Origin of the sequence: Sphingobacterium sp. CZ-UAM (assembly GCF_002000245.1) — a bacterium.
In the GTDB taxonomy this organism is placed as follows: Bacteria; Bacteroidota; Bacteroidia; order Sphingobacteriales; family Sphingobacteriaceae; genus Sphingobacterium.
This window is the reverse complement of the sequence record NZ_MTCM01000001.1, coordinates 87,579-111,636: the sequence shown is the minus strand read 5'-3', so window position 1 is coordinate 111,636 and position 24,058 is coordinate 87,579. Positions and strand designations below refer to the sequence as shown.

Below are 24,058 nucleotides of genomic sequence, written 5' to 3'. Positions count from 1 at the left end.
ATTTTTGCGCCATGAAAGTAGCACTTAAAACAAGCCCCAAATGGTTAAAAGTATGTCTATCTGTTCTTTTTGGAATTCTATTGGGCTGCATATTGGGCGAACTGATTTTCAAACTCCTACAGCCTTAATCCAGATCAGACCGAACGAAGGAAAAGTTCTACAACTTCCTATCTCTTTCAAAGAAATCTTGTCTCCATTCTTGCTTAAAATAGAATTATTTTTAGTATATTGCTTATACCAATATAAATTTAAAGCGAGCTATGGAGACAAAAGCGGAGTATCAGATTTGGGACACTATCGTCAATAGTGCAAAAACTAAATTCGATTATAAGCATATTCGTGCTATGTTCAAAAAGGAAGATGACGAAATAACCGATAAATTTCTATTCCATATTATTGCCGGATTTGCCTGTGGAGAAAATCACCAGACCATTTCAACAAACTTGTTCAATGAATTGCAAAGCATCCATTTCGAATGCAATGAACAACAGATTGATAAGTTCATTTCAGATAAACATGTTAAATTTAGTCCTGAAATCTACGCAACCTACCTCGCATTTTCTATGCTAGAAGATGGCGAGGATATTGATAATATTACCGATGTCATTGACAATTTATTACAAATAGATAAATAATATTTTTTAGAGCTATCGTTTAATTTTGGCTAAAAACTTATATTCGTATACAAATTACGCCTAAGTTATGCGCCATTTTTTAACGCTGTTTTTAATATTTTGTTTTTGTTCAAAGATCTTTGGACAGAATTTCGATTTTGGTAAAGTAAGTATCTCGGATTTCTCGACTACGCCACTGGATAGCAATGCCAACGCTATTGTTTTAAAAGAATTTGGACAAAGTTCCGTGTTCGTCGATGATTATGATCATCGGATCAAATTGATGCATGAATACCATGTCCTCATTCGTATAAATAATAAAGAAGGATTTAAGAAAGCTAATTTCGAAATACCGTCCTACAAAAGAGGAAGTTATGTCCGTGACCACCTGGATGAATTGAAGGCTGTTACCTACAACTTGGAAAACGGACAGATTATTCGAGCAGAACTTGAAAGTAAAAAGGTTTTTAAAGAAAATTACTCCACTTACCTCGATCTGAACAAATTCACACTTCCCAATATTAAAGAAGGATCCATCATAGAAGTTTCTTATCGGACACTCGAACAGGATCTATTTAATTTTAAGACATGGGAATTTCAGGATGATATCCCCAAATTACAAAGCCAATATATCGCAATCATACCAGCATCTTTTACCTACAATGTGGTATTGCGTGGTCCTTATAGACTTGATGACCAAAAAAAGGGAGAAGTTTTAAAGGAATATCTTTTTTTGGATGGAGTAAGAATGGATTGTTCAAAGCTCACCTATACGATGTCCAATATTCCGGCTTTTGTTGAAGAAGACTTTATGACTTCCCCAAAAAATTTTAAATCTGCCATATATTACGAACTCGAATCCATATTCTATCCAAGCACTGGTGTTAAAAAAACATTTAGTAAAACATGGAAAGATGTTGACACAGAATTAATGAATGAGAAGACCTTTGGTGGGCAATTCAAAAAAACAGATCTATTCAAAACTACGCTATCAACGCTTTTATCTCCAGATGACTCAAAATTGGTAAAGGCCATTAAAATCTATGACTACATCAAGAAACAGATAAAATGGAATAACTATCTTGGAAAATATTCCGAAAATGGGATCGAAAAAGCGCTAGAAAAAAGAACTGGTAATATTGGTGATATCAATTTATCGCTGATCACTGCCCTACAAGCAGCGGATTTAGATGCTTATCCAATTATTTTATCGACAAGACGAAATGGTAATCCCAATTCGCTATTTCCTGTATTATCTGACTTTGATTATGTAATCGCCTGTGTGGACATTGACGGAATAAAATATAAATTGGACGCATCAAATAGCTATCTTCCCTTTGGCTCATTACCTTTGCAATGTCTCAATGAGCGTGGCAGAATCATATACTCCAAAAAGAGTTCAGATTGGTTCCCCTTAGCCTCCGAGGAGATCTCCGAACAATATTATACGTTGACGGGAGTACTGAATGAACAAGGTCAAATTAAGGGCACACTCACCATCAGCAGTCAAGGTAATAAAGCGCTCTTAAAAAGACAGCATATCGCTAAATTCAATTCGCTCGAAGAATATTGGGAAAAACTAGATGAGGAAATGCCCAACGTTAGTTTTACGAATGCCAAAATTGAACATCTTGACGAACTTGATCAGCCACTGAGCGAAACGTTTGAAATTACACTGGAGGTGAATAAACAACCCGAAAGCAACCTTTTATCACTTGCTCCAAATGTCATTGATCGCATATCGTACAATCCCTTCAAAATTCAGGACCGCACTTATCCTGTAGATATGGGATTTAAATCTAAACTTCAATACAATATTCAATTAGAAATCCCAGAACAATACGAAGTAACCGATAAACCACAAAATATATCTTTGGCTCTTCCCGAATCTGCTGCAAGATATAAATACATCACACAGCTAGCTGGCACCAAACTAGAGGTTATGGGGAGCCTTAGTTTTAATAAACCAATATTTACGGTAGACGAATACTTCTCTTTAAAAGAGCTCTATTCTCGTATTATACAACAGCAGAAATTAGACATTAGATTAACCACAAAAAAATGAAAACGTTATTTGCCAATTTAGCCTATTTCCTTATACCAATTGCTTCAATTGCTCAGGAAAACTACGATATTGCCCAGATTCCGGGTGTGCTAAAAAGTCGGGCAGTAGCAACAGTCCGAAATGACAAAACTGTTGTGGAAGTAAAATCGCCTGAGCAAGTCACGGAAACTGTCATGCGTGTCATTACTGTTTATAATAAAAATGGGGATTACTATGCCGCCCTTCCAATACATTATAATAAATCAAATGAGATCAAAAACATCAAGGGAGCTATCTATAATGAGATGGGGATATTGCAGAAAAAAATAGCAACCAAGGATTTTAAAGATGTAAGTGCTGTTGACAATAGTACAATGTTCGCTGACTCAAGAATGAAGGTCTATATCCCGGATTATCATAGTTACCCCTATACCGTCGAGTATCAATATGAAGTAAGGCATAAACAAAACTTAATCATTCCCTCATGGACTCCTGAAGTTTCAAACAATGTATCCGTTGAAAAAAGCAGCTATCAATTCATAAGTCCAATAGGCAGTGAATTCCGAATTGAGTCAAAAAACTATAAAGGCAATATCAAAGAAGAGAAAACCGATAAAACAGTCAGTAAAACCTGGAGTGCAGAACAAATTCCAGCTAAAAAAGAGGAATCTTATAGCCCCAATCCTAACCTGAAGAGAACAAGTTTATTAATCGTTCCCGAAAACTTTGTTTATTATGGAAAAGAAGGCAACTTTAACGATTGGAAAGAGTATGGTGACTGGTTTACAACCAAATTGTTGAGCAAAAAGCAAGATCTTACTGAAGCCTCAAAACAGAAATTCATATCACTTACAAAAAATGCCGCATCGGATCGGGACAAAGCCAAGATCCTTTACGATTATCTGCAAAAAAACACGCGATATATCAGTATCCAAATTGGAATTGGTGGACTGGAACCTTTTCCGGCATCTGAGGTTGACCGTTTAGGTTATGGTGATTGCAAAGCCCTGGTCAATTATATGGCAAGCATGTTATCTGCTGTAGGTATACCTTCTTACTATTGTATGGTCGAAGCGGGTAAGCGTAAGGAAAATTTTCATAAGACATTTGCAAATGTGCAGGATGGCAATCATGCGATTCTATGCCTACCATTCAAAAATGACACAACCTGGCTAGAGTGTACCAGCCAAAACCTTCCTTTTGGATTCCTGAGCAATTTTACGGATGACAGAGATGTGATTGCTTGTACCGAAAATGGCGGTGTAATTATGCATACACCAAAATATACCAATTCAACCAATCTTCAGGTTCGTAATGCCGATCTCAGTCTCTCCGATGATGGCAGCATAAAAGGATCGTTAAACACAAAGTTTTATGGAACGCAATATGAGAATCATATGGAAATTCTTTTGGCGAGCAATAACGAAAAAACAAAGCTGCTGGCAGAGTACTATAATATCGATAACATCAATTTTGAACAGGTTAAATATACAGAACACAAAGAACACAATCCATTCATTGAAGAGAACATCTCCATTTCCATTAAAAACTATGCTGTAAAAAATGGAAATAAGATGCTGATTCAGCCAAATATATTCAACACACAATCCAGCATATCCGAGAATAAGAACCGTACGGAAGATATTTTTATTGAAAGGGGATTTGTCGATATTGACAGCATAAACATCACACTGCCGGAAAACATCGTAAAAAAAATAACCCCAGAGCAGAAAGTCATTGAAAAACCATTTGGAAAATATGAATTGAAATCGGAGATAAAAGGAAATAAACTTTTCACCTATAGAAAATTGGAGCTCTTTGAAGGGAATTATCCGGCAAGCAACTATGAGGATTTCTTTCAGTTTCATAAAGAAGTGAGCAGTTCCGATAGAGGACGTTATAATCTGAGCCTATTGTAATATCTTCCTAAAATATTTACCAGAATATGAAGATTGTCAAACAACCGGATAAAGCAATTATTGTATATTAGCTGAATGACAGAATATGCAGCTATTTTTGATATGGACGGAGTAATAAGCCATACAAATCCCTTTCACGCTGAAGCATTCAGAGCTTTTTTTAAAAACCATAACGTCCATCAAGCTACTGAAGAAGAATTTGAACAGCATATGTATGGCAAACACAACAGCTATATTATGCAACATTTTTTTAAACGTCCAATCTCACCTGAGGAATTGCGTACGCTTGAGTTTGAAAAAGAGCAACTGTTCAGGGTAATCTATAAGGAACATGTTGCGCCGATCAAGGGCTTAATTGAGTTTCTGAAGGACTTAAAAGACAAGGGCTTCAAACTTGCGGTAGCAACTTCCGCCCCAAAAGAAAATATGGACTTAATTTTGGATGAATTAGAGATCCGAGATCTCTTCTCTTCAACCTTGAGCAGCGAAGATGTCAAATTGCACAAACCGCATCCTGAAGTTTACTTGAAATCAGCGGAGAATCTGGCCATGCCGATAGAAAGATGCATTGTATTTGAAGATTCTTTCTCTGGGATTACAGCAGCTAAAAATGCAGGCATGAAGGTTGTTGCCGTACTATCTACCCATAAAAGAGAGGATCTTCCCCTGAGCGATATCTATATCAGAAACTATACTGAAATTTCGGTCGCGAATGTAAAAGCTATATTGCACTAAAAGAAGCTCATCAGAAAATGATCGATAAATTGACACAAGGCCCTATTTAACCTTGTTTCTTCAATTGAATACAGCGGAATTATAGCAAAAATGTATACAAAAAAATAAGGGCTTCTTTGGGAAGCCCTTATTTTTTGTTAATCTCTTTTGAGACCAAATTTTTCGATCTTACTATAGAGATGACTCCGTTGTATATCCAGGTCATCCGCAGTTTTGGAAACATTCCAGTTATTTTTTTCCAATTTATATTTTATAAATTCTTTTTCTGCATGATCTTTATAATCCTGAAATGAATCAAACGAATCCATATCCAGTCCGTAATTTACCGTGCCTCTCTCATGGGCAATTCCATTGACAGGTTCACGCGAAGGATTAGCAAATGCAATAACATCCTTATCGGTAATCGATTTATCACTCAAAATAATCAACCGTTCGATCATGTTACGCAATTCACGTATATTTCCGGTCCAAGGCAGATTACTTAATTCTTTCATTGCGGCATTTGTGATTTCTTTAACAGGAATACCATATTCCATACAGATTTCCTCACAAAAGTTTGTTGAAAGTAAAGGAATATCATCGACACGATCTATTAATGCGGGCACATGGATTAAAATCACCGAGAGACGATGGTATAAGTCCATTCTAAAATTGCCGTCTTCAATTTCCTTAAGCAGATCTTTATTGGTGGCAGCTACAACACGTACATTGACATCGATTTCTTTATCTCCGCCAACCCGGGTGATTTTATGCTCCTGTAAAGCACGTAGCACTTTGGCCTGAGCAGAAAGGCTCATATCACCTATCTCGTCCAAAAACAGTGTCCCGCCACTTGCCTGTTCAAATTTACCGATACGCTGTTTTATCGCCGAAGTAAAAGAGCCCTTTTCGTGTCCAAATAATTCCGATTCGATCAGCTCAGAAGGAATAGCGGCACAGTTTACTTCAATCAAAGGAGCTTGTGAACGATTTGATTTTTCATGCAGCCAACGGGCCACCAGTTCTTTACCCGAACCATTCGCTCCGGTAATCAATACTCTTGCTTCTGTTGGAGCAACGCGATCGATCGTTTCTTTAATACGTTTTATTGCTCCCGATTCTCCTAATATATCTTTGGTTTTTGAACTACTGACCTTGCGTTTTAAAACTTTGGTCTCGGTGACAAGAGAACTTTTATCCAAGGCATTCCGAACCGTAATAAGTAACCTGTTTAGGTCCAACGGCTTTTCTAGAAAGTCAAAAGCTCCTTTTTTTGCTGCTTCAACGGCCGTTTCAATCGTTCCATGGCCAGAGATCATGATAAAAGGAATATCTGGACTGCTCTGATGTGCTTCAGATAGCACTTCCATTCCGTCCATGTTGTTCATCTTGATGTCACACAGAACCAAGTTGACCTTCTCCTTTTTTAAAATATCCAATCCATCGCGACCATTGTCAACATCTAAAATCGTATAATCTTCATATTCCAAGATATCACGCAAAGAACTTCTGATGGCGCGCTCATCGTCAATGATTAAAATTGTACTCATAAATTCAGCGTTATGCTATTTTCAATTATGGATATCAATATAAGGTTTTTTTAGCAATTAGCGAAAAAGAAGCAAACCTTGTAAGCCGGGTTCTGTAGACCACCGAAGTGGAATTTCTATCATTTATCTAGATTTGCCATCGCTGACAAACTCAATCAACCTACCCATTGCGAATTCCAATAAATTGAAAGAAGACGAGCAGCCTTCGGGTTTCGCAACCTATTTGGTCTTTCAACACACGAGGTTTACCGTAATGTATGTTACCATACAAGACCGTAAGCTCTTACCTTACGTTTTCACCCTTACTCCGAAAAGCGGTATATTTTCTGTGGCACTTTCTGTCTGCTATTTACATAGCATCCTTCCCGTTAGGAAGCGTGTCGCTCTATGTTGCCCGGACTTTCCTCTCCTCCCTAAAGAGCAGCGATAGAACCAGTTTGCTTCTGCGCAAAAGTAGCGATTTTAGTTGGATAAACAGCCTATTTCTTTATTATTTCCATAAAGCTGCGCTTAAGACCTCAGGCACAACAAAAATTACGCAATACTCCTGCGTAGATAACATAAAGTTTCGTATTTTCATCTAAACTTGTACCAACAACTTATGGCATTAAACAAACTTGCACTGATCCGTTATAAAACAATAGATAATTGTCTGCGCTTAAGACATCGTAAATGGACTTTGGAAGACCTCATGGAAAAAGTTTCCGATGCTCTTTATGAATTTGAAGGTATCAAAAATGGCATAAGTAAACGTACTGTGCAAGGTGATATCCAGTTGATGAGAAGCAATAAACTGGGATATAATGCACCAATCGTCGTTACACATCGTAAGTTTTATACCTACGAAGACCCAAACTATAGTATAAGCAACTCTCCTATTTCGGTTGGAGATATGCAAAAAATGAAGGAAGCTGTAGAGGTCTTAAAACATGTTAGTGGCTTTTCAAGCTTTGATGAAATGAGCGATATTGTCGCACGCCTCGAAGATAGCATCCATACTAAAAAAGACAATCAACCCTCCATTATCCAAATGGAAAACAATAATCTTTTGAAGGGCTTATCATTTATTAGTCAACTCCATCAGGCCATTCGCGAAAAAACACCGCTTCTTATAGGCTATCAATCCTTTAAAGCGCAGCAAAAACAAGATCTGATATTCTCCCCCTACCTCTTAAAAGAATATCGCAATCGTTGGTTTCTCATCGGCCATCACAGAAAAAATGAGGGCTTGATGACGCTTGCCTTAGATCGAATTGATACAATAGAGGAAATGGGCAAAAATTCATATATAACCTATTCGGGAATAGATTTTGAAAGATATTTTGCCGATACTATTGGGGTGACGAAAACACAGAAAGACCGTGGCCAACGTGTTATCCTGGAAATCAATGCAAGGAATGCACCTTATGTCGAAACAAAGCCATTACATTCTTCACAACAGATTTTAGACAAAAAGGAAGATGGATCAATTTTGGTCCGCATTGATGTAGTCCTTAACTTTGAGTTGGAAAGGGAAATATTAGGCTTCGGTGAAGCGATCAAGGTAATTGCCCCGCGCAATTTGCAGAACCGGATAAAACAGCGGTTGACAGCAGCATCTCAGCTATATCTCGATCAATCGAAAAAAAGTAACGATACCTTATAGAATTACAATTTTTTCAATCTTCTCTCGGCAAAAATCTGGATCGGACATTCACAATAGGGCAAAGGAATGATCTGGACGAACGCATTCTAAATAGCTTGTGCAATTGCATAACCACTAGCCCAAGCCCATTGGAAATTATAACCTCCAAGCCAACCCGTCACATCAACAGCCTCACCACCGAAATAAAGACCTGGTATTTTCTTGGATTCTAATGTCCTACCGTGCAATTCTTTCGTCGAAACTCCGCCCCGCATCACCTCCGCTTTATCGTAGCCCTTATCACCCGCAGGTCTGACCTTAAAGCGATGAATTGTATCTACGATCAACTTAGCGTCTGCTTTGCTCAGGGATGCTATTTTGATGTCCAACGCCAAGAATTTACCCAACGCATCCACCAATTTCCGGCTAAAATAATCATTCAGCAATTGGGACACCATTCGCTTTCCGCCCTGCTGCCGCTCTTCCTTGATCAACTGTTCAAGATTAAATTTTGGAAGTAGATCTATCGTGATCTCCTGCCCAGGACTCCAATAACTTGATATCTGGAGTATTGCTGGGCCGCTCAATCCCCAATGTGTAAATAATATATTCTCTTCAAAAGCGATGTTTGCTGTGGACACTTTCGAAAACACTGTATTACCAGCGAGAGAGCTGTACCAATCAGCATCTTTACCTGTAATTGTTAAAGGCACAAGCGCCGGGGCAGTCTTCACAATTTCTAGCTCAAACTGTTTTGCGACACGTAAAGCAAAATCAGATGCGCCTAGCTTTTGAACCGGCAGCCCACCTGAGGCAATAACCAGCTTTTTAGTTTCATACTGATATTCCCCTTTCGAATGCTCTGCCTTTACGATAAATCCATTAGCACTCTTTTCGACCGATTTCACAAGCATATTAAGCGCAATATCCTGTCCGGTTTCATAAAGAATTTTTGAGAATATTGCAACGATATCTTTCGCCTTATTGGTCTCCGGAAATAACTGCCCTAAGGTTTTTTCCTGTCCTTTAATACCGTATGCTTCGAAAAAATCGATGGTATCGTCGACCGTCCATTGCTTAAAAATACCATGTAAGAAATCGGGATTTTCAGAGATAAAATTAGCGATTGTGGTCCCGGTATTTGTATAATTACATCTTCCACCTCCTGAAATCAAGATTTTTGCACCAACTTTATCATTACGCTCCAATAACAGTGTTTTCTTGCCCTGCAGTCCTGCCTGCGCTGCGCACATAAGACCACAGGCACCGGCGCCAATGATAATCGCATCGTATGTCTTCACTGTCTGATATTAATAAGCAATCAATTGACCATCAACCGGAACAACGCGCCGCTCCTGTTGGCTCTGGTAACCAAGTTCGATAATACGAATCACGTCCCGTGCCTGGTCTGCCGAAGTTAGTAAGGTCGCGTGGCCTAAAATAGTATCCGCAACATTTTGATAAAAATCAGGATATGACCCACGTTCCGACGCAATAATTTCTTCTACATCTTTTCCATCCTCAACAATATTGAGTTTTCCATAAATACTTGGATCCTCTTCGCCCCAATTTGGGTCTTCATCGGGAAACTTACCGTCACGCAATAATGCTTCTTGGGGGTCAACGCCATTTTTCACAAAATTTCCATTCATACCAAAAACACGATACCGTGAGGTCGGTTCTTTTGCAAGCATTGATCCTTTCAGAGAGACTCTCAGGTTGTCATAGTACAGAATACATTCAAAATTATCGATGGTTTTTGCATGATCACGTTGTATGGCAAGGTCTGCAAATACCGCATCGGGCCTTCCGAATAACTGTAAAGCCTGATCGATAAGGTGCGATCCTAAATCATAAAATGTACCCGATCCGGGCAAATTTTCCTCACGCCAGGCATTTGGCCGCAAATAATTCCGAAAACGGTCAAATCTCGTTTCCAGATTTACTATCCTTCCCAGTCGTCCACCTTTTACGATTTTCACGAGTGTACGAAAATCCGAAGTAAATCTCAGATTATGATAAGGAGCAAGCACCAAATTCTTTTCTTTCGCTAAGGCGATCAACTCATCAGCCTGCTCTACCGTATTTGTAAACGGTTTTTCAACAACAACATGTTTTCCTGCCTCCAATGCACGTTTTGCCAGTGGATAATGCATATCGTTAGAAGTCGCAACCACGACCAGCTCGATTGTATCATCAGCAAAAATTTCATCAGCAGATAATGCGATTTCAGCTTGCGGAAAGCGCTCTTTCAATAAAGCCTGTTGTTCAGCTTTACGCGCAGTAACCTTTACAAGTTCCAATGCCGCAATCGAACGCATAACGGGGGCATGAAAAACCTGCCCCGAAATACCAAAGCCTATAAGGCCTACACGAATCTTTCTCATATTGTTACATTCTTTCTGGTACAGAGATACCCAACAGCTCCATCCCCTTAGCGATAACTTTAGCTGCAGCAGCGGACAGATGCAACCTAAAATTCTTTACGTCATCAGCTTCGGCTTTCAATATGCTCTCTTCGTGATAAAATTTATTATATAATTTGGCAACCTCGTAAATATAATTTGCCAATTGTGCTGGACTAAATTCCTGTGCAGATGCTTCAATCGTTTCGGGAAATGCGCCCAACTGCTGAATCAGATCACGTTCGTAAGGCGAGATGGAGGTCAGCAGCGAAACAGGGCTATTGCTATCAAATCCAGCCTTACTCAAAACAGACTTGATACGCGCATGAGTGTATTGAATAAAAGGTCCGGTATGTCCCTGGAAGTCTACCGATTCGTTTGGATCAAACAATAGGCGTTTCTTCGGATCTACTTTCAATAAAAAGTATTTTAACGCCCCCATCCCTATCGTGTTATAAAGTTCAGCCTTCGCCTCTTCGGTCAAACCTTCGGTTTTCCCAAGTTCTTCCGTACGTTCCTGCGCCGTTTTAAGCATTTCAGCCATCAAATCATCAGCATCCACGACAGTTCCTTCACGGGATTTCATTTTACCGGAAGGTAAATCAACCATCCCATAAGATAAGTGGAATAATCCGTCAGCCCAGGACTTACCTAATTTTTTGAGAATCAAAAATAATACCTTGAAATGGTAATCCTGTTCGTTACCCACTACATAAATAGATTCACTCATCTTGAACTCATCATATTTAAGCTGTGCAGTACCCAAATCCTGTGTAATATAAACCGAGGTACCGTCGCCACGGAGCACCAATTTTTGGTCCAGTCCTTCATCTGTCAGATCTATCCAAACGGAGTTGTCCTCTTTCTTAAAGAAAACACCTTTGTCAAGCCCTTCCTGAATAATATCTTTACCTAACAGATAGGTATCGGATTCGTAATAATATTTATCAAAGTTTACGCCCAATTGTTTGTAGGTTTTTTCAAAACCAGCGTAGACCCAATTGTTCATGGTCTTCCAGAGGCTAATCACCCCTTCGTCTCCTGCTTCCCACTTTTGAAGCATAGACTGCGCTTCTTTCATCAGTGACGCATTCTTTTTTGCTTCATCTTCTGACTGACCTTCCGCTTTCAATGCTTCAATTTCTTTCTTATACTCTTTATCGAAGACTACATAGTATTTGCCCACAAGGTGATCACCTTTCATTCCTGTAGACTCCGGCGTTTCTCCGGCACCGAATTTCTGCCAGGCCAGCATGGATTTACAAATATGAATACCGCGGTCGTTTACTAGATTTGCCTTGATCACTTCATAACCATAGGCTTTCAGAATTTCAGCAACAGAATAACCTAATAGATTATTTCGGATATGACCCAAATGCAGTGGCTTATTTGTGTTGGGCGAAGAATATTCAACCATCAATTTCTTTCCATTCGCCGGAAAGACACCAAAATCTTTGGCAACAATCGTTTCATTCAATAAGGAAACCCAGTAGTCATCGGAAAGTACAATATTCAAAAAACCCTTTATCACATTGAAGTCCGAAATTTCAGCAATATGTTGTTGCAAGTAGGCACCGATCTCTTTACCTGTTTGCTCCGGTGAAGATTTCGAAAAGCGGGTTACCGGAAAAGTTACGATGGTAATTTGCCCTTCAAACTCCTTTCGGGTCGCCTGTAAAGCAATTTGATGTTCTAAAATATCTGCATTATAAAGCGTTTTAACAGCCTGTACAGTGACTTCAACAAGTCGCCTTTGAATAGAATTTGCCATTTAATGATTTTGTAAATTTTACAACTTCCTGATAGTGAACTGGAAATAAATAACATTCCTTATTTAGGTATTCACCATTAAAGTATATCTTTGCAAAAATAATAAAAAATGCAGAGCTATCAGGAATTTCTTGACTTAAGTGTTGGTTTTCCGCAAGACGGATTCGAAATCATCGACGACGAATTGTATTTCCACGATTTGAATTTAATGGAAATGATAGAAACGTACGGTACGCCGTTACGTTTTACTTATTTGCCTATCGTCAGCAAAAAAATTCAACAAGCGAAAATCCTGTTTCAGACCGCTATTCTGAAACACAACTATCGCGGAACTTACAAATACTGTTATTGTACCAAATCCTCTCATTTCAAGCATATCGTAGAAGAAGCCTTGAAAAATGACATCCACCTTGAAACTTCGTCTGCATTTGACATGCCGATGATTGACTCATTGGAGAGACAGGGCACCGTAACAAAAGACATTACAGTCATCTGTAATGGATTTAAAACCTACCAGTACAAGCAGTATATTGTGGATATGATCCATGATGGATATAAAAATATTATACCCGTACTGGACAACAAAGAAGAATTCAACCTGTACGACGATGAAATTGAATTGGACGAGCCCTGTGCTCTTGGGATCCGCATTGCATCAGAAGAGCAACCTGATTCTCAATTTTACACATCAAGACTAGGCATTCGTCAAGAAGATGTTGTAGAATTCTACAACAACAAAATTGCTGACAACCCCAACTTCAAAGTAAAACTGCTTCACTTCTTTATCAATTCGGGGATTTCTGACACACCATATTATTGGAATGAGCTGGAGAAATATGTAACCCTCTATTGTAAATTTAAAAAGATAAACCCTGACCTAGACACCTTGGATATCGGTGGTGGAATGCCTTTTAAAGATTCACTGGTACACGATTTCGATTATGAGTATATGGTCAACGAAATCGTCAACCGGATCAAACAAATCTGCGCACACCACGAAGTGATGGAACCGGATATTATTACAGAATTTGGCAAATACACCGTCGCTGAAGCATCAGGCATCCTATATAAAGTACTGGGACGTAAACAACAAAATGACCGCGAACGCTGGTTTATGATTGATGGATCTTTCATCACAAACCTACCAGATGTTTGGGCGTTGAACCAAAAGTACATTCTATTACCGATCAACAATTGGGATTCAGAGTACGAACGCGTCAACTTGGGCGGAATCACCTGTGATGGCCAGGATTATTACAATCAGGAAGCACATATGAACTCTGTTTTTATGCCTAAAACACGTAAAGTACAATACCTAGGTTTCTTCCATACAGGTGCTTATCAAGACGTATTGAGTGGCTACGGAGGAATTCACCATTGTTTACTTCCTTCGCCAAAACATGTTTTGGTTCGTAGAAATAGAGATGAGACGTTCAACTACGAAGTATTTGGAGAGGAACAAAATTCCAAACAAGTCATGAAGCTATTGGGCTATCAATAAAATACCCCATCTAAAAAATGGCACTCTAAATTTAACGCATCTTTTCAGTGCGAATCAACCATAAGAGATAGGTCTGGATCTTAAGATCCAGACCTATTCTTTTAGGTCGCTACCCTACTTTTTCCAATCATCTGCACTCTAAGCTCTCCCCTATCAATCAACGAAACTAACAGTACTTAACTTTATAACAAGTTGCCAATTAACAGGGACTTTATACGGACCTAACAGGGACCTCATTCGGACCTCATTCGGATGAAACCGAATAAAGTATGTCTAAACTCCGAATAATATTCCCTATAAACTAGGGCTAATTATGAAGTTGCCTCCCAAATTCCCTAACGCAAACCCACAGCTAATCGTGAAATCTTTGGCAGGAAACTTCTCCGATCTATCAGCTTGCCACAAAATAAAGCAGGCCCCTTATTTAGGGGCCTGCTCACTGTATATTTTCTGTTATTTTATGATAATTTTCCTTAAGAAATTCTGCTGCGGTACTCTTTTATTTCGCTACCCAGGCACTGAAAAATTTCAGTACTTTGTCTTCGTCGTAACTTTTCCCTTTCTCCAAACTACCACTCTCCTGTACATGAAGCGTCTTTCCGTTCTTATCCAATACAATAAAAAACGGATAACCTAATTTACTTCCTTCAGGTGCATACTTTTGAAAAACCGCTTCGTTCTTATTTTCTTTCGAATAGTTTAGGTGATAATAAAGGAAACGACTTTTTAGCAATTTATCTACACTTGCTGTTTTATGGATATAATCATTAAATCGCAGGCACCATACACACCAATTCCCTCCAGCCTGAATAATAATATTCTTTTTTTCCTTCTTAGCCAGCTGTATCAAACCATCAATATCTTTTTGCGCATCGGCCTCCGGGTTGTAAGGCTTGATCAGTTCACCCTGTGTTTTTGAAACCTCCTGAGCGATCGCACGTGAATGCACAAATTGGCTTCCCAAAAATACAGCTATCCCCCAAAACAATAATTTAATCCTTTTCATTCTCCAACAAATTATTTATGTGATTTAAAAATACAAAATCATTTTCCCCAAACCAAAACATAAGCCCACTATAATGGTTAAACAGTATATAAAAAAAATATTCATCACAACGACATATAACCAGCCATAATAAAGAAACCATACAATATCTTTCTAGTTTTTAAAAGAATAAAAACTAGAATACCTTATCTAGAAACAAGACAAACATAAACAAACAAAACAAAAGAAAACAAAAGAAAACACAAATTGTTTTCAAATATTTTTCACAAAATTCCTTTAAAATCTCATAAATATACTATAACTTAGTATCAATTGGTTATATCGACCCAGAAAAGGGACAACACCCCAGAACCAGAAACGAAACAAAATGAAACAAGAAGAATTCAAAAGGTCAAAATTAATAGAAAGAATAAAGGACACAAGTGAATGGGATGTTATCGTCATAGGTGGCGGAGCAAGCGGTTTAGGTGTCGCATTGGATGCATTGAGCAGAGGATTCAAAACAATATTATTGGAGCAGGTTGATTTTGCCAAAGGCACATCCAGTAAGGCAACCAAGCTGGTGCATGGCGGTGTACGTTACCTCGCTCAGGGAGACATCGCGCTGGTTAAAGAGGCACTTCACGAAAGAGGTCTACTACAGCGAAACGCCCCACATTTAGTCAAAAATCAATCTTTTATCATTCCTAATTATAGCTGGTTTGACGGCCCTTTCTACACAATTGGCATGAAGATATACGATTTCCTTGCAGGCAAACTGAGCTTAGGGAAATCCATACACATCAACAAGGAAGAAACGTTACGGCGAATCAGTACCGTGAGAAAAAAGGGCTTATACGGTGGAGTTGTCTACCAAGATGGACAATTTGACGATTCGAGACTAGCTGTAAATGTAGCGCAGACCTGCATCCAAATGGGCGGTGTAGCACTTAATTATATGCGGGTCACCAATCTCACCAAAAACAATAACGGTAAGGTCAATGGTGTTATTGCCGAGGATACTGACACCGGAGAAGTTTTCACCATCCAAGGTAAAACCATTATCAACGCAACAGGAATTTTTGTCGATGATATACTCAAAATGGACAAACCCGAAGCAAAACAAATGGTCAGACCCAGCCAAGGTGTGCACCTTGTTTTCGATAAATCGTTCCTTCCTGGAGATGACGCAATCATGATACCGAAAACAGATGATGGCCGCGTCCTTTTTTTGGTTCCATGGCACAATCGTGTCATAGCTGGAACTACAGATACACCGATCGACGAACATAGCTTAGAACCCATAGCGCTAGAAAAGGAAATTGAATTTATCTTAAAAACAGCAGGCCGTTACCTTACAAAACAACCAACGCGTCAGGATGCACTTGCTGTATTTGCCGGTCTTAGACCCTTGGCCGCGCCAACAGGAAACTCGAATAAGACCAAAGAAATTTCCCGAAGCCATAAAGTAATTGTCAGTGAATCAAATTTGCTGACGCTAACTGGGGGAAAATGGACGACCTTTCGAAGAATGGGACAAGACACTGTTGATAAAGCAATTAAAATTGGCTGTCTTCCCAAAAAGGAAAGCACATCGGCAACTCAGAAAATCTATAGCGCTATTCCCACAAGCGACCGAAGTAACCACATGTATATTTACGGTTCCGACCAAGAAGCGATATATGCGCTTGCGCAAGAAAATCCGCAATGGGGTGAAAAATTAGTCGAACATCTGGAATTTAAAAAAGCAGAGGTGGTCTGGGCCGTTCGCAACGAACTCGCCCAAACCGTGGAAGACGTACTTTCACGCCGTGTACGCATCCTATTCCTTGATGCAAAAGCGGCAATTACAGCCGCCCCCGAAGTTGCTAAAATACTTGCTCAGGAATTGGGCAAAGATGAAACCTGGCAAAAAAGTCAGCTAGAAAATTTTCAAAAAGCCGCAAAAAACTATATCTTAAACTAATATAAATAACCCGCAGTAATCAATTATGGAACAACAATACATCTTGGCGATGGATCAAGGCACAACAAGCTCCAGAGCCATTATTTTTGATAAGGACAGAAATATCGTTTCAATTGCTCAAAAAGAATTCACACAAATATTTCCAAAACCGGGATGGGTGGAACACGACCCCCATGAAATCTGGTCCACACAAGCCGGTGTAACGGCCGAAGCCACAACCAAAGCTGGGTTGAATGGTAAAAATATTGCGGCTATCGGCATAACCAATCAACGGGAAACCGTAGTTGTGTGGGAAAAGGAAAGCGGCAGACCAATCTACAATGCCATTGTATGGCAAGATAAGCGCACAGCGGATTACTGTGACGAACTCCGCCAATCTAACAAACATAAAATGATCCAAGAAAAAACAGGTCTTATCCTAGACCCTTATTTTTCAGCAACCAAAATAAAATGGATTCTTGATCATGTGGACGGAGCCAGAGAAAAAGCAAAAAATGGAGAGCTTATCTGTGGCACTATCGACACTTGGTTGGTATGGAACCTAACCCGCGGGGATGTCCACATTACCGATGTTACCAATGCCTCCCGCACACTTTTATTCAATATACATACAATGGATTGGGATACAGAGCTTCTTGAATTATTCGACATCCCAGCTGCCATGCTACCCAAAGTTAAGGAAAGCAGCGAAATATATGGCGAGTCCAGAACGACGATTTTCGCACACAAAGTCAAAATCGCGGGAATCGCGGGAGATCAGCAGGCAGCCCTTTTTGGCCAACAATGTACTGAAAAAGGAATGGTAAAAAACACGTACGGTACGGGATGTTTTATGCTAATGAACATTGGTGATAAGCCGATCATGTCTAAAAACAACTTATTGACTACCGTAGCCTGGAAGATCAATGGCAAAACCGAATATGCCTTGGAGGGAAGTATATTTATTGGGGGGGCATTAGTCCAATGGCTGCGGGACAATCTTAATATTATTTACAAATCAGCAGATATTGAACAGTTGGCGCTCGCTGAAAAAGATAATGGCGGAGTAACATTTATCCCAACTTTCGCCGGATTAGGCGCGCCTTATTGGAATGCCAGGGCACAAGGCACTATATTCGGCTTAACACGAGCAACAACAAACGGACATATTGCCAGGGCTTCCCTGGAGGCCATTTCACTCCAGACCAGAGATGTTTTACAGGCGATGGAAGCGGACAGCGGAATACCGATCAAAGAACTGCGTGTAGATGGCGGAGCAACAGCAAATAATCTGTTAATGCAGATCCAAGCCAATGTACTGGACAGCAATGTGATCAGACCTAAAATTACTGAAACAACTGCATTAGGCGCTGCCTACCTTGCTGGACTGGCTGTCGGTTTTTGGAATAATGAAGAAGAGCTTGCTAAATTTTGGGCGCAAGACCGTCTTTTTGAACCCGAAAAAGAACAAGCAGAGCAGACTAAACAAATTATTAAACAATGGACTAAGGGCGTTAAGGCATTGCAATTCTGGACAGAAAACTAATCAATACATATGAACCATTATTTAGCTGAATTTATCGGAACGACACTGCTCCTGCTCCTGGGGAACGGTGTTGTTGCAAATGTAATCTTAAAAGGAACAAAAGGAGAAAATAGTGGCTGGATTGTCATTACCACTGCATGGGCCCTTGCCGTGTATGTTGGAGTGGTCTTCGCGGGACCTTACACGGGCGCCCACCTCAACCCAGCAGTGACAATTGCCATGGCACTTAATAAGGCTTTACCCTGGACGGAAGTACCAGGCTATATTCTGGCTCAAGTTGCAGGCGGATTTTGCGGCGCATTGTTAACTTACGTTATACACAGAGACCACTTTAATGCAACAGCTGATCCCACCACCAAACTAGGTGTTTTCGCTACAATCCCAAATATCCGGAATACTTCAACAAACCTGGCAAGTGAAATCATTGGAACTTTCGTCTTAATTTTTGTTATCTTTTTTATAACAGGACAGGATATCACAATTAATGGAAAGACTGAACCTATTGGAATGGGCTCTTTAGGTGCCATACCGGTCGCCTTTTTAGTATGGGCTATTGGTTTATCCCTAGGAGGCACAACCGGCTATGCAATTAATCCCGCCAGAGATCTCGGTCCCCGCTTATTCCATGCGCTTTGGCCGATTAAAGGTAAAGGAAGTTCGGACTGGTCTTATGCCTGGATCCCTATCATTGGTCCAATCATCGGGGCGATATTAGCATTTGTAGTCTATACTTTAATAAAATAATAAAGGGATTCAATATTGAATCCCTTTATTATTTTAAACCCGTTTTGGTTTACGATGACCATATTCTCTATCGCGCTCAAAAGTATTCATATGCCGCTCCTTTTTCACGGGATAAACGTCGTCAATAACAATCAAAATTCCTTTTTCTTCTACCGTACCGAACTCATCATTTCGAGCAGTACCGAAAGATTTCATCGTCGGGGAGAGGTTCATGTAAGTATTGATTAAAGGTGGGATATTTTCCCCCAATGCTCTTACATGACTATTTAATATTTTATAACCTTCCTTATAATCTAAGCCATCAAAAACACCGATAAAACGGTCATAATCGTTTTTAATTTCTAAATCAGGCAATGGAATAACCAATTTATCATGATCCGGGAAATAGTAGTCCATAAAGTAAAGCAACATATCCCGTGCGTCCTTGTTATAATGTGGATACATTGTCACTTTCCCAAAAAGGTATTTAATTTCTGGATTGAGCATCACCAAGGCCCCCAAACCGTCCCACAGATTGTCTAAGGAAAAAATTCCTTTTCTATTGTCAATTGCAGGTTGATATCGAGGTTGAACAAAAGATCGCCCTAATTCAATGGTATAGGGTAAATAATCTTTTGTAAACTGATCTGAGAACTGAAAATAATGGGCGGTAGATAAATTGGGAATACCATTGGTCTCTCCTGCCTCTGCACATTTAATCACACGATAACCGGCAACAACTTCTTCATCTTCGGGATTCCATGCGATCAGTTGATCGTAGCAATCCTCAGATGTATCATTTTCATCGATATCGATCGAAAGCCCTGTACCTCCACCTGCGCCACGGAATGTCAACTCCCGTAACCGTCCAATTTCGCGCATGACATTGGGCGAGTTATGATAGTTGATTAAGTATATCTCGTTATTTCCATTGTTGGTATATCGTACGAAAACGTCCTTGTTCAATTCGGCTTTCAATAGTTCTCTATCAACTGGAGGTATAATTTCTTGCATAAATTCTATTTTTCTTGAGCTAATCCATAAACTCTTCTTTTCACTTCTTCAGCCCAAGTCTTTTCGTTCTTTGATTGATCAAACGCTGTATAAGGGATTCTCTTTCCTACTATAATGTTAACAGTGTGCCCGCGCTGGGCAAACATTTCATCAGGTAAATATAACATTTCAATGTTTACCTTAAGACCTATTTTTTGTCTAAGCCTTGCAAAATTATAAAAAAACTTAGAGTTTTTGCCGTCAATAAGCACCGGAATGATATCTTTTTTATATTTCTTCGCTTTGCTGATAAAGCTTTTTTTCCATTCCAGGTCCTCGATACGTCCGTCTTTCTGCTTTCTGGAGACCAGGCCGGCGGGAAATACAAGCAGTGCATCATCGGCCCCATAAGCTTCCTCAATTGCCGAAATAGCTTGTTTACCCTGTCCTCCCAATTTATTCACACCGACAAATAAAGGCCTCAAATTTCCTATATTTAATAAGATATCATTCACCAAAAATTTCACATCCCGTCGATGCTTTCCTATCGCATGCATAAACGCAATCCCATCTAAACCACCCAAAGGATGATTGGAGGCAAAAATGACCGGATCAGAATCCGGAATGTTTTCGGCGCCATATAAATTTACTGTAACTCCCAAATCATTGATTAACGCATCGACAAAATCCAGCCCCTGCAAATCTGCAAAACGCGTCATAATATCATTGATCTCATCTTCATGAATGGTCCGCTTGAGATAATTCAACAAAAAAGATGGAATCCACTTTGCTAATCCTGCATTTTTTTTGCGAATAACCTCGCGTATATCAATAAATTTTTTATTCTCACTCGTAACCATCAATCTTATTTTTCTGAAAAAAACTAGCTACCCTCCATTTTTAGCATAGCTCAAATTGTGGACAAAAATACTAACAGAATGCTAATAAAAGTACAATTTTAAACATTAAAATTGTACTTATTTGCAATAATGTAATTACTTACTTTTAATTTATTCATCAAACACAAAAAAGTCCAGACACTGCCAAAGATTCTGATCTATAAAATTTTCCCTATCACATCATTTTTTTTATTAAGTTTGGGTATGTTAATAGGACAATTTCTTTCAAACGCAGATTTCAGCATCCAGAAAGCTGATTCAATACAGCAGGCCTTAGAAAAACTACAAGACATGCTTTGTAAAGAATTGGTTGTTTTAAATGGGGATGAATATATTGGATTCGTCAATGAGTCTGTTTTGTTGGATGCCGATAATGAAGAAGCTTCTATTTCCTCCATTAAAATTAACACTGCACCAATACAGCTTAAATTTAACCAGCATCCATATGATGCATTGGTCATGACAACTGTATACAACAGTTCATTAGTCCCAATTTTGGATCAAGATAACAAATATATTGGTGTTTCTACGCAATTAGATATTTTAAAGGCAATTTCATTGATCCAATCTCAGAATGAATCCGGGGCTATCATTGTCTTGTCAATAGGGTTACATGATTTTTCTTTATCCCAGATTTCGCATTTGGTAGAAAGTGACAACTGTAGAATTCTCAATTGCGCCACAAAAATAAATCTCGAAAGCGATTCCATTGAAGTGACACTGAAAGTAGACAAGTCCAATATCAACGCGCTGCTCAATTCATTCTTAAGGCATAATTATATCGTTATGGAGACACACAATACTGTTGCCGCATTTGATGACACTGCCGATCGTTATCAGCAACTGATGAATTACATCAACATTTAATTAATTAAGATTAGTTTTTTTCTCATCTTTGCCCCATAAATTCAAAAAAATATGAGAATTGCGATATATGGACGAGAGTTTCAACCCTCCGTTATAGCACATGTGAAGCACTTATTTAAATATCTCGTTGGTAAAAACGTCGATATATGGGTTTATGATCCTTTTTATAAGTTCTTGACAACGCAGTTTGAATGTGGATTTAGTTTTCCCACCTACCATGTATATGAGGAAATTAAAGACAACGTTGATCTCATGCTAAGTTTAGGAGGCGATGGCACTATGCTATCAGCGGTATCACTCATTAGAGACTCGGGTATTCCCATCGCAGGTATTAATTTTGGACGTTTGGGCTTTTTGGCCTCCATCAATAAGAATGACTTTGAACATGCAATAGAAGATATCTTAAACAATCGTTACGATATTCAAAAACGTGTACTTCTTTCGGTAGAATCTGAACAGATCAATCTATTTCAGGGTAATCATTATGCCCTTAACGATATTACGGTATTTCGTTACGATAGCTCTGCAATGATCACAGTCAATGCACGGATTAACGGCGAACTACTCAATTCCTATTGGGCAGACGGGTTGATTATCGCTACTCCTACCGGTTCAACAGCTTATTCGTTGAGCTGCGGAGGACCAATCATTATGCCTGAAAGCGGGAATTTTGTAATCACGCCGATCTCACCACATAACCTTAACGTCAGACCGATCGTTATTTCAAATCAATTCACCCTTGAGCTGGAAATCGAGAGCCGAAGCAATCAATACATACTCAGTTGTGACTCAAAAAATGAGTCTATCGATACTTCCGTTAAATTGACAATCAAACAAGCTCCATTTACGATCAATCTAATCCGTCTTCCGCAGGAGAGTTTTTTTAGCACATTGAGAGAAAAACTGCTTTGGGGAATAGATGTCAGAAACTACTAATCTTTATGATATTATGCTTCTGAATTATCAATTAAAAATCGATATTTGGAAGGAATAATACAGCATAAGAGACACAAAGCACCTAAAATAAGGTGCCAAAAATAATGATCAAACGGTTTAACCTTGGGAGGTAAAACATCGTTTGAAGGTAATATACAGAAAGCCAGTATCTGGTTTTAACACACAAATACGCTGTAAAAGGCTAAAAGGTGTTAATTTTATTGAATATAGCAACAATGAGCTTTTTAGATCAAATTGATAACATTAAATTACCCCAACATATTGCTATCATCATGGATGGTAACGGTCGTTGGGCAAAACAAAAAGGTAAACTCCGTGTATTTGGACATCAAAATGGGGTAAAAGCAGTGAGAGAGGCTTTAGAAGGATGTGTTCAGGCCAACATAAAATTTCTAACGCTTTACGCTTTCTCAGCGGAAAATTGGAATCGCCCAAAACTGGAAGTGATTGCTTTAATGGAACTGTTGGTTTCCTCCTTAAAAAAAGAAATCAAGACATTTCAGGAAAATGGTGTCCGATTAAATGCAATCGGAGATATCAGCAAACTTCCTTCTAATGCGCAAAAGAAACTTCAGGAAACAATTGAGGCCACCAAAGATAACACGCACTGCACACTCACGCTGGCCTTAAGCTATAGTTCCCGTCAGGAAATTGTTGAAACTACCCGAAATCTGGCTAAAAAAGTTCAAGCGGGAGAATTGAGCATCGAGGAAATCAATGATGATATTTTCTCTGCCAATCTCTACACCCGGGGATTACCAGATCCAGATCTATTGATAAGAACCAGTGGAGAACTCCGGATCAGTAATTTCCTTCTTTGGCAAATTGCTTATTCTGAATTATGTTTTTTAGATAAGATGTGGCCAGAGTTTACAAAGGAAGATTTATTTAAATCCATTGTCGATTATCAACAGCGTGAAAGAAGGTTTGGAAAAACAAGTGAGCAGTTATAAATGATTTTATTAAATTTGTCAACTGATTTGAATAAAAAACAAGCTGGTT

The 24,058-nt window shown here is 39.1% G+C and carries 19 protein-coding genes and 1 other RNA gene; 12 read left to right on the top strand and 8 right to left on the bottom strand.

Translation table 11 applies throughout. The features are described from left to right. Positions 1–260: 260 nt before the first annotated feature. The 4 genes from BWD42_RS00460 (at position 261) to BWD42_RS00445 (ending at position 5,312) form a co-directional block, all read left to right on the top strand. Positions 261–635: a hypothetical protein gene (locus BWD42_RS00460; protein ID WP_077432525.1), complete on the top strand. Its 375-nt coding sequence runs from the start codon at positions 261–263 to the stop codon at positions 633–635. A gap of 67 nt (positions 636–702) precedes the next feature. Beyond that, positions 703–2,679, top strand: a complete 1,977-nt coding sequence (locus tag BWD42_RS00455) for a DUF3857 domain-containing protein (RefSeq protein WP_077432524.1) — start codon at positions 703–705, stop codon at positions 2,677–2,679. Continuing rightward, positions 2,676–4,577, top strand: coding sequence for a DUF3857 domain-containing transglutaminase family protein (locus BWD42_RS00450; protein WP_077432523.1), 1,902 nt, complete (start codon positions 2,676–2,678; stop codon positions 4,575–4,577). The genes BWD42_RS00455 and BWD42_RS00450 overlap by 4 nt, the downstream gene beginning before the upstream one ends. Before the next feature lie 75 nt (positions 4,578–4,652). After that, positions 4,653–5,312 carry an HAD family hydrolase gene (locus tag BWD42_RS00445; protein WP_077432522.1) on the top strand — a complete coding sequence of 220 codons (660 nt, stop codon included), beginning with the start codon at positions 4,653–4,655 and terminating at the stop codon, positions 5,310–5,312. 137 nt (positions 5,313–5,449) lie between these two features. Here the strand turns inward: BWD42_RS00445 and BWD42_RS00440 are convergent, their stop codons facing one another. Continuing rightward, positions 5,450–6,841, bottom strand: coding sequence for a sigma-54-dependent transcriptional regulator (locus BWD42_RS00440; RefSeq protein ID WP_077432521.1), 1,392 nt, complete (start codon positions 6,839–6,841; stop codon positions 5,450–5,452). A 65-nt stretch (positions 6,842–6,906) separates the two neighbouring features. After that, an RNA gene (gene rnpB / locus BWD42_RS00435) (RNase P RNA component class A) lies at positions 6,907–7,284 on the bottom strand. 158 nt (positions 7,285–7,442) lie between these two features. Between rnpB and BWD42_RS00430 the strand changes: the two genes are divergently transcribed. Further along, complete coding sequence (locus BWD42_RS00430) at positions 7,443–8,486, top strand: helix-turn-helix transcriptional regulator (RefSeq protein WP_077432520.1); 1,044 nt, start codon at positions 7,443–7,445, stop codon at positions 8,484–8,486. 86 nt (positions 8,487–8,572) lie between these two features. On the opposite strand, the gene BWD42_RS00425 is transcribed toward BWD42_RS00430, so the two are convergent. From BWD42_RS00425 to argS, 3 genes are read right to left on the bottom strand one after another with little or no spacing between them, the layout of a single operon-like run. Continuing rightward, a complete protein-coding gene (locus BWD42_RS00425) occupies positions 8,573–9,766 on the bottom strand; it encodes an NAD(P)/FAD-dependent oxidoreductase (RefSeq protein ID WP_262507799.1) in 1,194 nt (397 codons plus the stop codon). A 9-nt stretch (positions 9,767–9,775) separates the two neighbouring features. Further along, the gene (locus BWD42_RS00420; protein ID WP_077432519.1) at positions 9,776–10,852 is read right to left on the bottom strand and encodes an oxidoreductase; all 1,077 of its coding nucleotides are present in this window, start codon (positions 10,850–10,852) and stop codon (positions 9,776–9,778) included. Positions 10,853–10,856: 4 nt separating this feature from the next. Then, entirely contained in the window at positions 10,857–12,641 is a 1,785-nt protein-coding gene (gene argS, locus BWD42_RS00415; protein ID WP_077432518.1) for an arginine--tRNA ligase, read from the bottom strand. A 108-nt stretch (positions 12,642–12,749) separates the two neighbouring features. Between argS and BWD42_RS00410 the strand changes: the two genes are divergently transcribed. Further along, positions 12,750–14,141: an arginine decarboxylase gene (locus BWD42_RS00410; protein WP_077432517.1), complete on the top strand. Its 1,392-nt coding sequence runs from the start codon at positions 12,750–12,752 to the stop codon at positions 14,139–14,141. Positions 14,142–14,640: 499 nt separating this feature from the next. Here the strand turns inward: BWD42_RS00410 and BWD42_RS00405 are convergent, their stop codons facing one another. Next, the gene (locus BWD42_RS00405) at positions 14,641–15,147 is read right to left on the bottom strand and encodes a thioredoxin family protein (protein WP_077432516.1); all 507 of its coding nucleotides are present in this window, start codon (positions 15,145–15,147) and stop codon (positions 14,641–14,643) included. 367 nt (positions 15,148–15,514) lie between these two features. Here BWD42_RS00405 and BWD42_RS00400 point away from each other — a divergent pair, with 367 nt between their 5' ends. From BWD42_RS00400 to BWD42_RS00390, 3 genes are read left to right on the top strand one after another with little or no spacing between them, the layout of a single operon-like run. Then, on the top strand, positions 15,515–17,092 hold the full coding sequence (locus tag BWD42_RS00400) for a glycerol-3-phosphate dehydrogenase/oxidase (RefSeq protein WP_077432515.1): 1,578 nt from the start codon (positions 15,515–15,517) through the stop codon (positions 17,090–17,092). Between the two features lie 25 nt (positions 17,093–17,117). After that, entirely contained in the window at positions 17,118–18,617 is a 1,500-nt protein-coding gene (glpK, locus tag BWD42_RS00395; RefSeq protein ID WP_077432514.1) for a glycerol kinase GlpK, read from the top strand. A gap of 9 nt (positions 18,618–18,626) precedes the next feature. Beyond that, entirely contained in the window at positions 18,627–19,361 is a 735-nt protein-coding gene (locus BWD42_RS00390) for an MIP/aquaporin family protein (protein WP_077432513.1), read from the top strand. 33 nt (positions 19,362–19,394) lie between these two features. Here the strand turns inward: BWD42_RS00390 and BWD42_RS00385 are convergent, their stop codons facing one another. After that, positions 19,395–20,354: a GNAT family N-acetyltransferase gene (locus BWD42_RS00385; RefSeq protein ID WP_077432512.1), complete on the bottom strand. Its 960-nt coding sequence runs from the start codon at positions 20,352–20,354 to the stop codon at positions 19,395–19,397. Between the two features lie 5 nt (positions 20,355–20,359). After that, the gene (locus BWD42_RS00380) at positions 20,360–21,193 is read right to left on the bottom strand and encodes a 1-acyl-sn-glycerol-3-phosphate acyltransferase (RefSeq protein WP_077432511.1); all 834 of its coding nucleotides are present in this window, start codon (positions 21,191–21,193) and stop codon (positions 20,360–20,362) included. Positions 21,194–21,436: 243 nt separating this feature from the next. On the opposite strand from BWD42_RS00380, the gene BWD42_RS00375 reads away from it, so the two are divergent. The 3 genes from BWD42_RS00375 (at position 21,437) to BWD42_RS00365 (ending at position 24,009) form a co-directional block, all read left to right on the top strand. Continuing rightward, on the top strand, positions 21,437–22,099 hold the full coding sequence (locus tag BWD42_RS00375; protein ID WP_077432510.1) for a CBS domain-containing protein: 663 nt from the start codon (positions 21,437–21,439) through the stop codon (positions 22,097–22,099). Positions 22,100–22,150: 51 nt separating this feature from the next. Then, positions 22,151–23,035 carry an NAD kinase gene (locus BWD42_RS00370; RefSeq protein ID WP_077432509.1) on the top strand — a complete coding sequence of 295 codons (885 nt, stop codon included), beginning with the start codon at positions 22,151–22,153 and terminating at the stop codon, positions 23,033–23,035. Positions 23,036–23,271: 236 nt separating this feature from the next. Then, positions 23,272–24,009 carry an isoprenyl transferase gene (locus tag BWD42_RS00365; protein ID WP_077432508.1) on the top strand — a complete coding sequence of 246 codons (738 nt, stop codon included), beginning with the start codon at positions 23,272–23,274 and terminating at the stop codon, positions 24,007–24,009. The last annotated feature ends 49 nt before the right edge of the window (positions 24,010–24,058 follow it).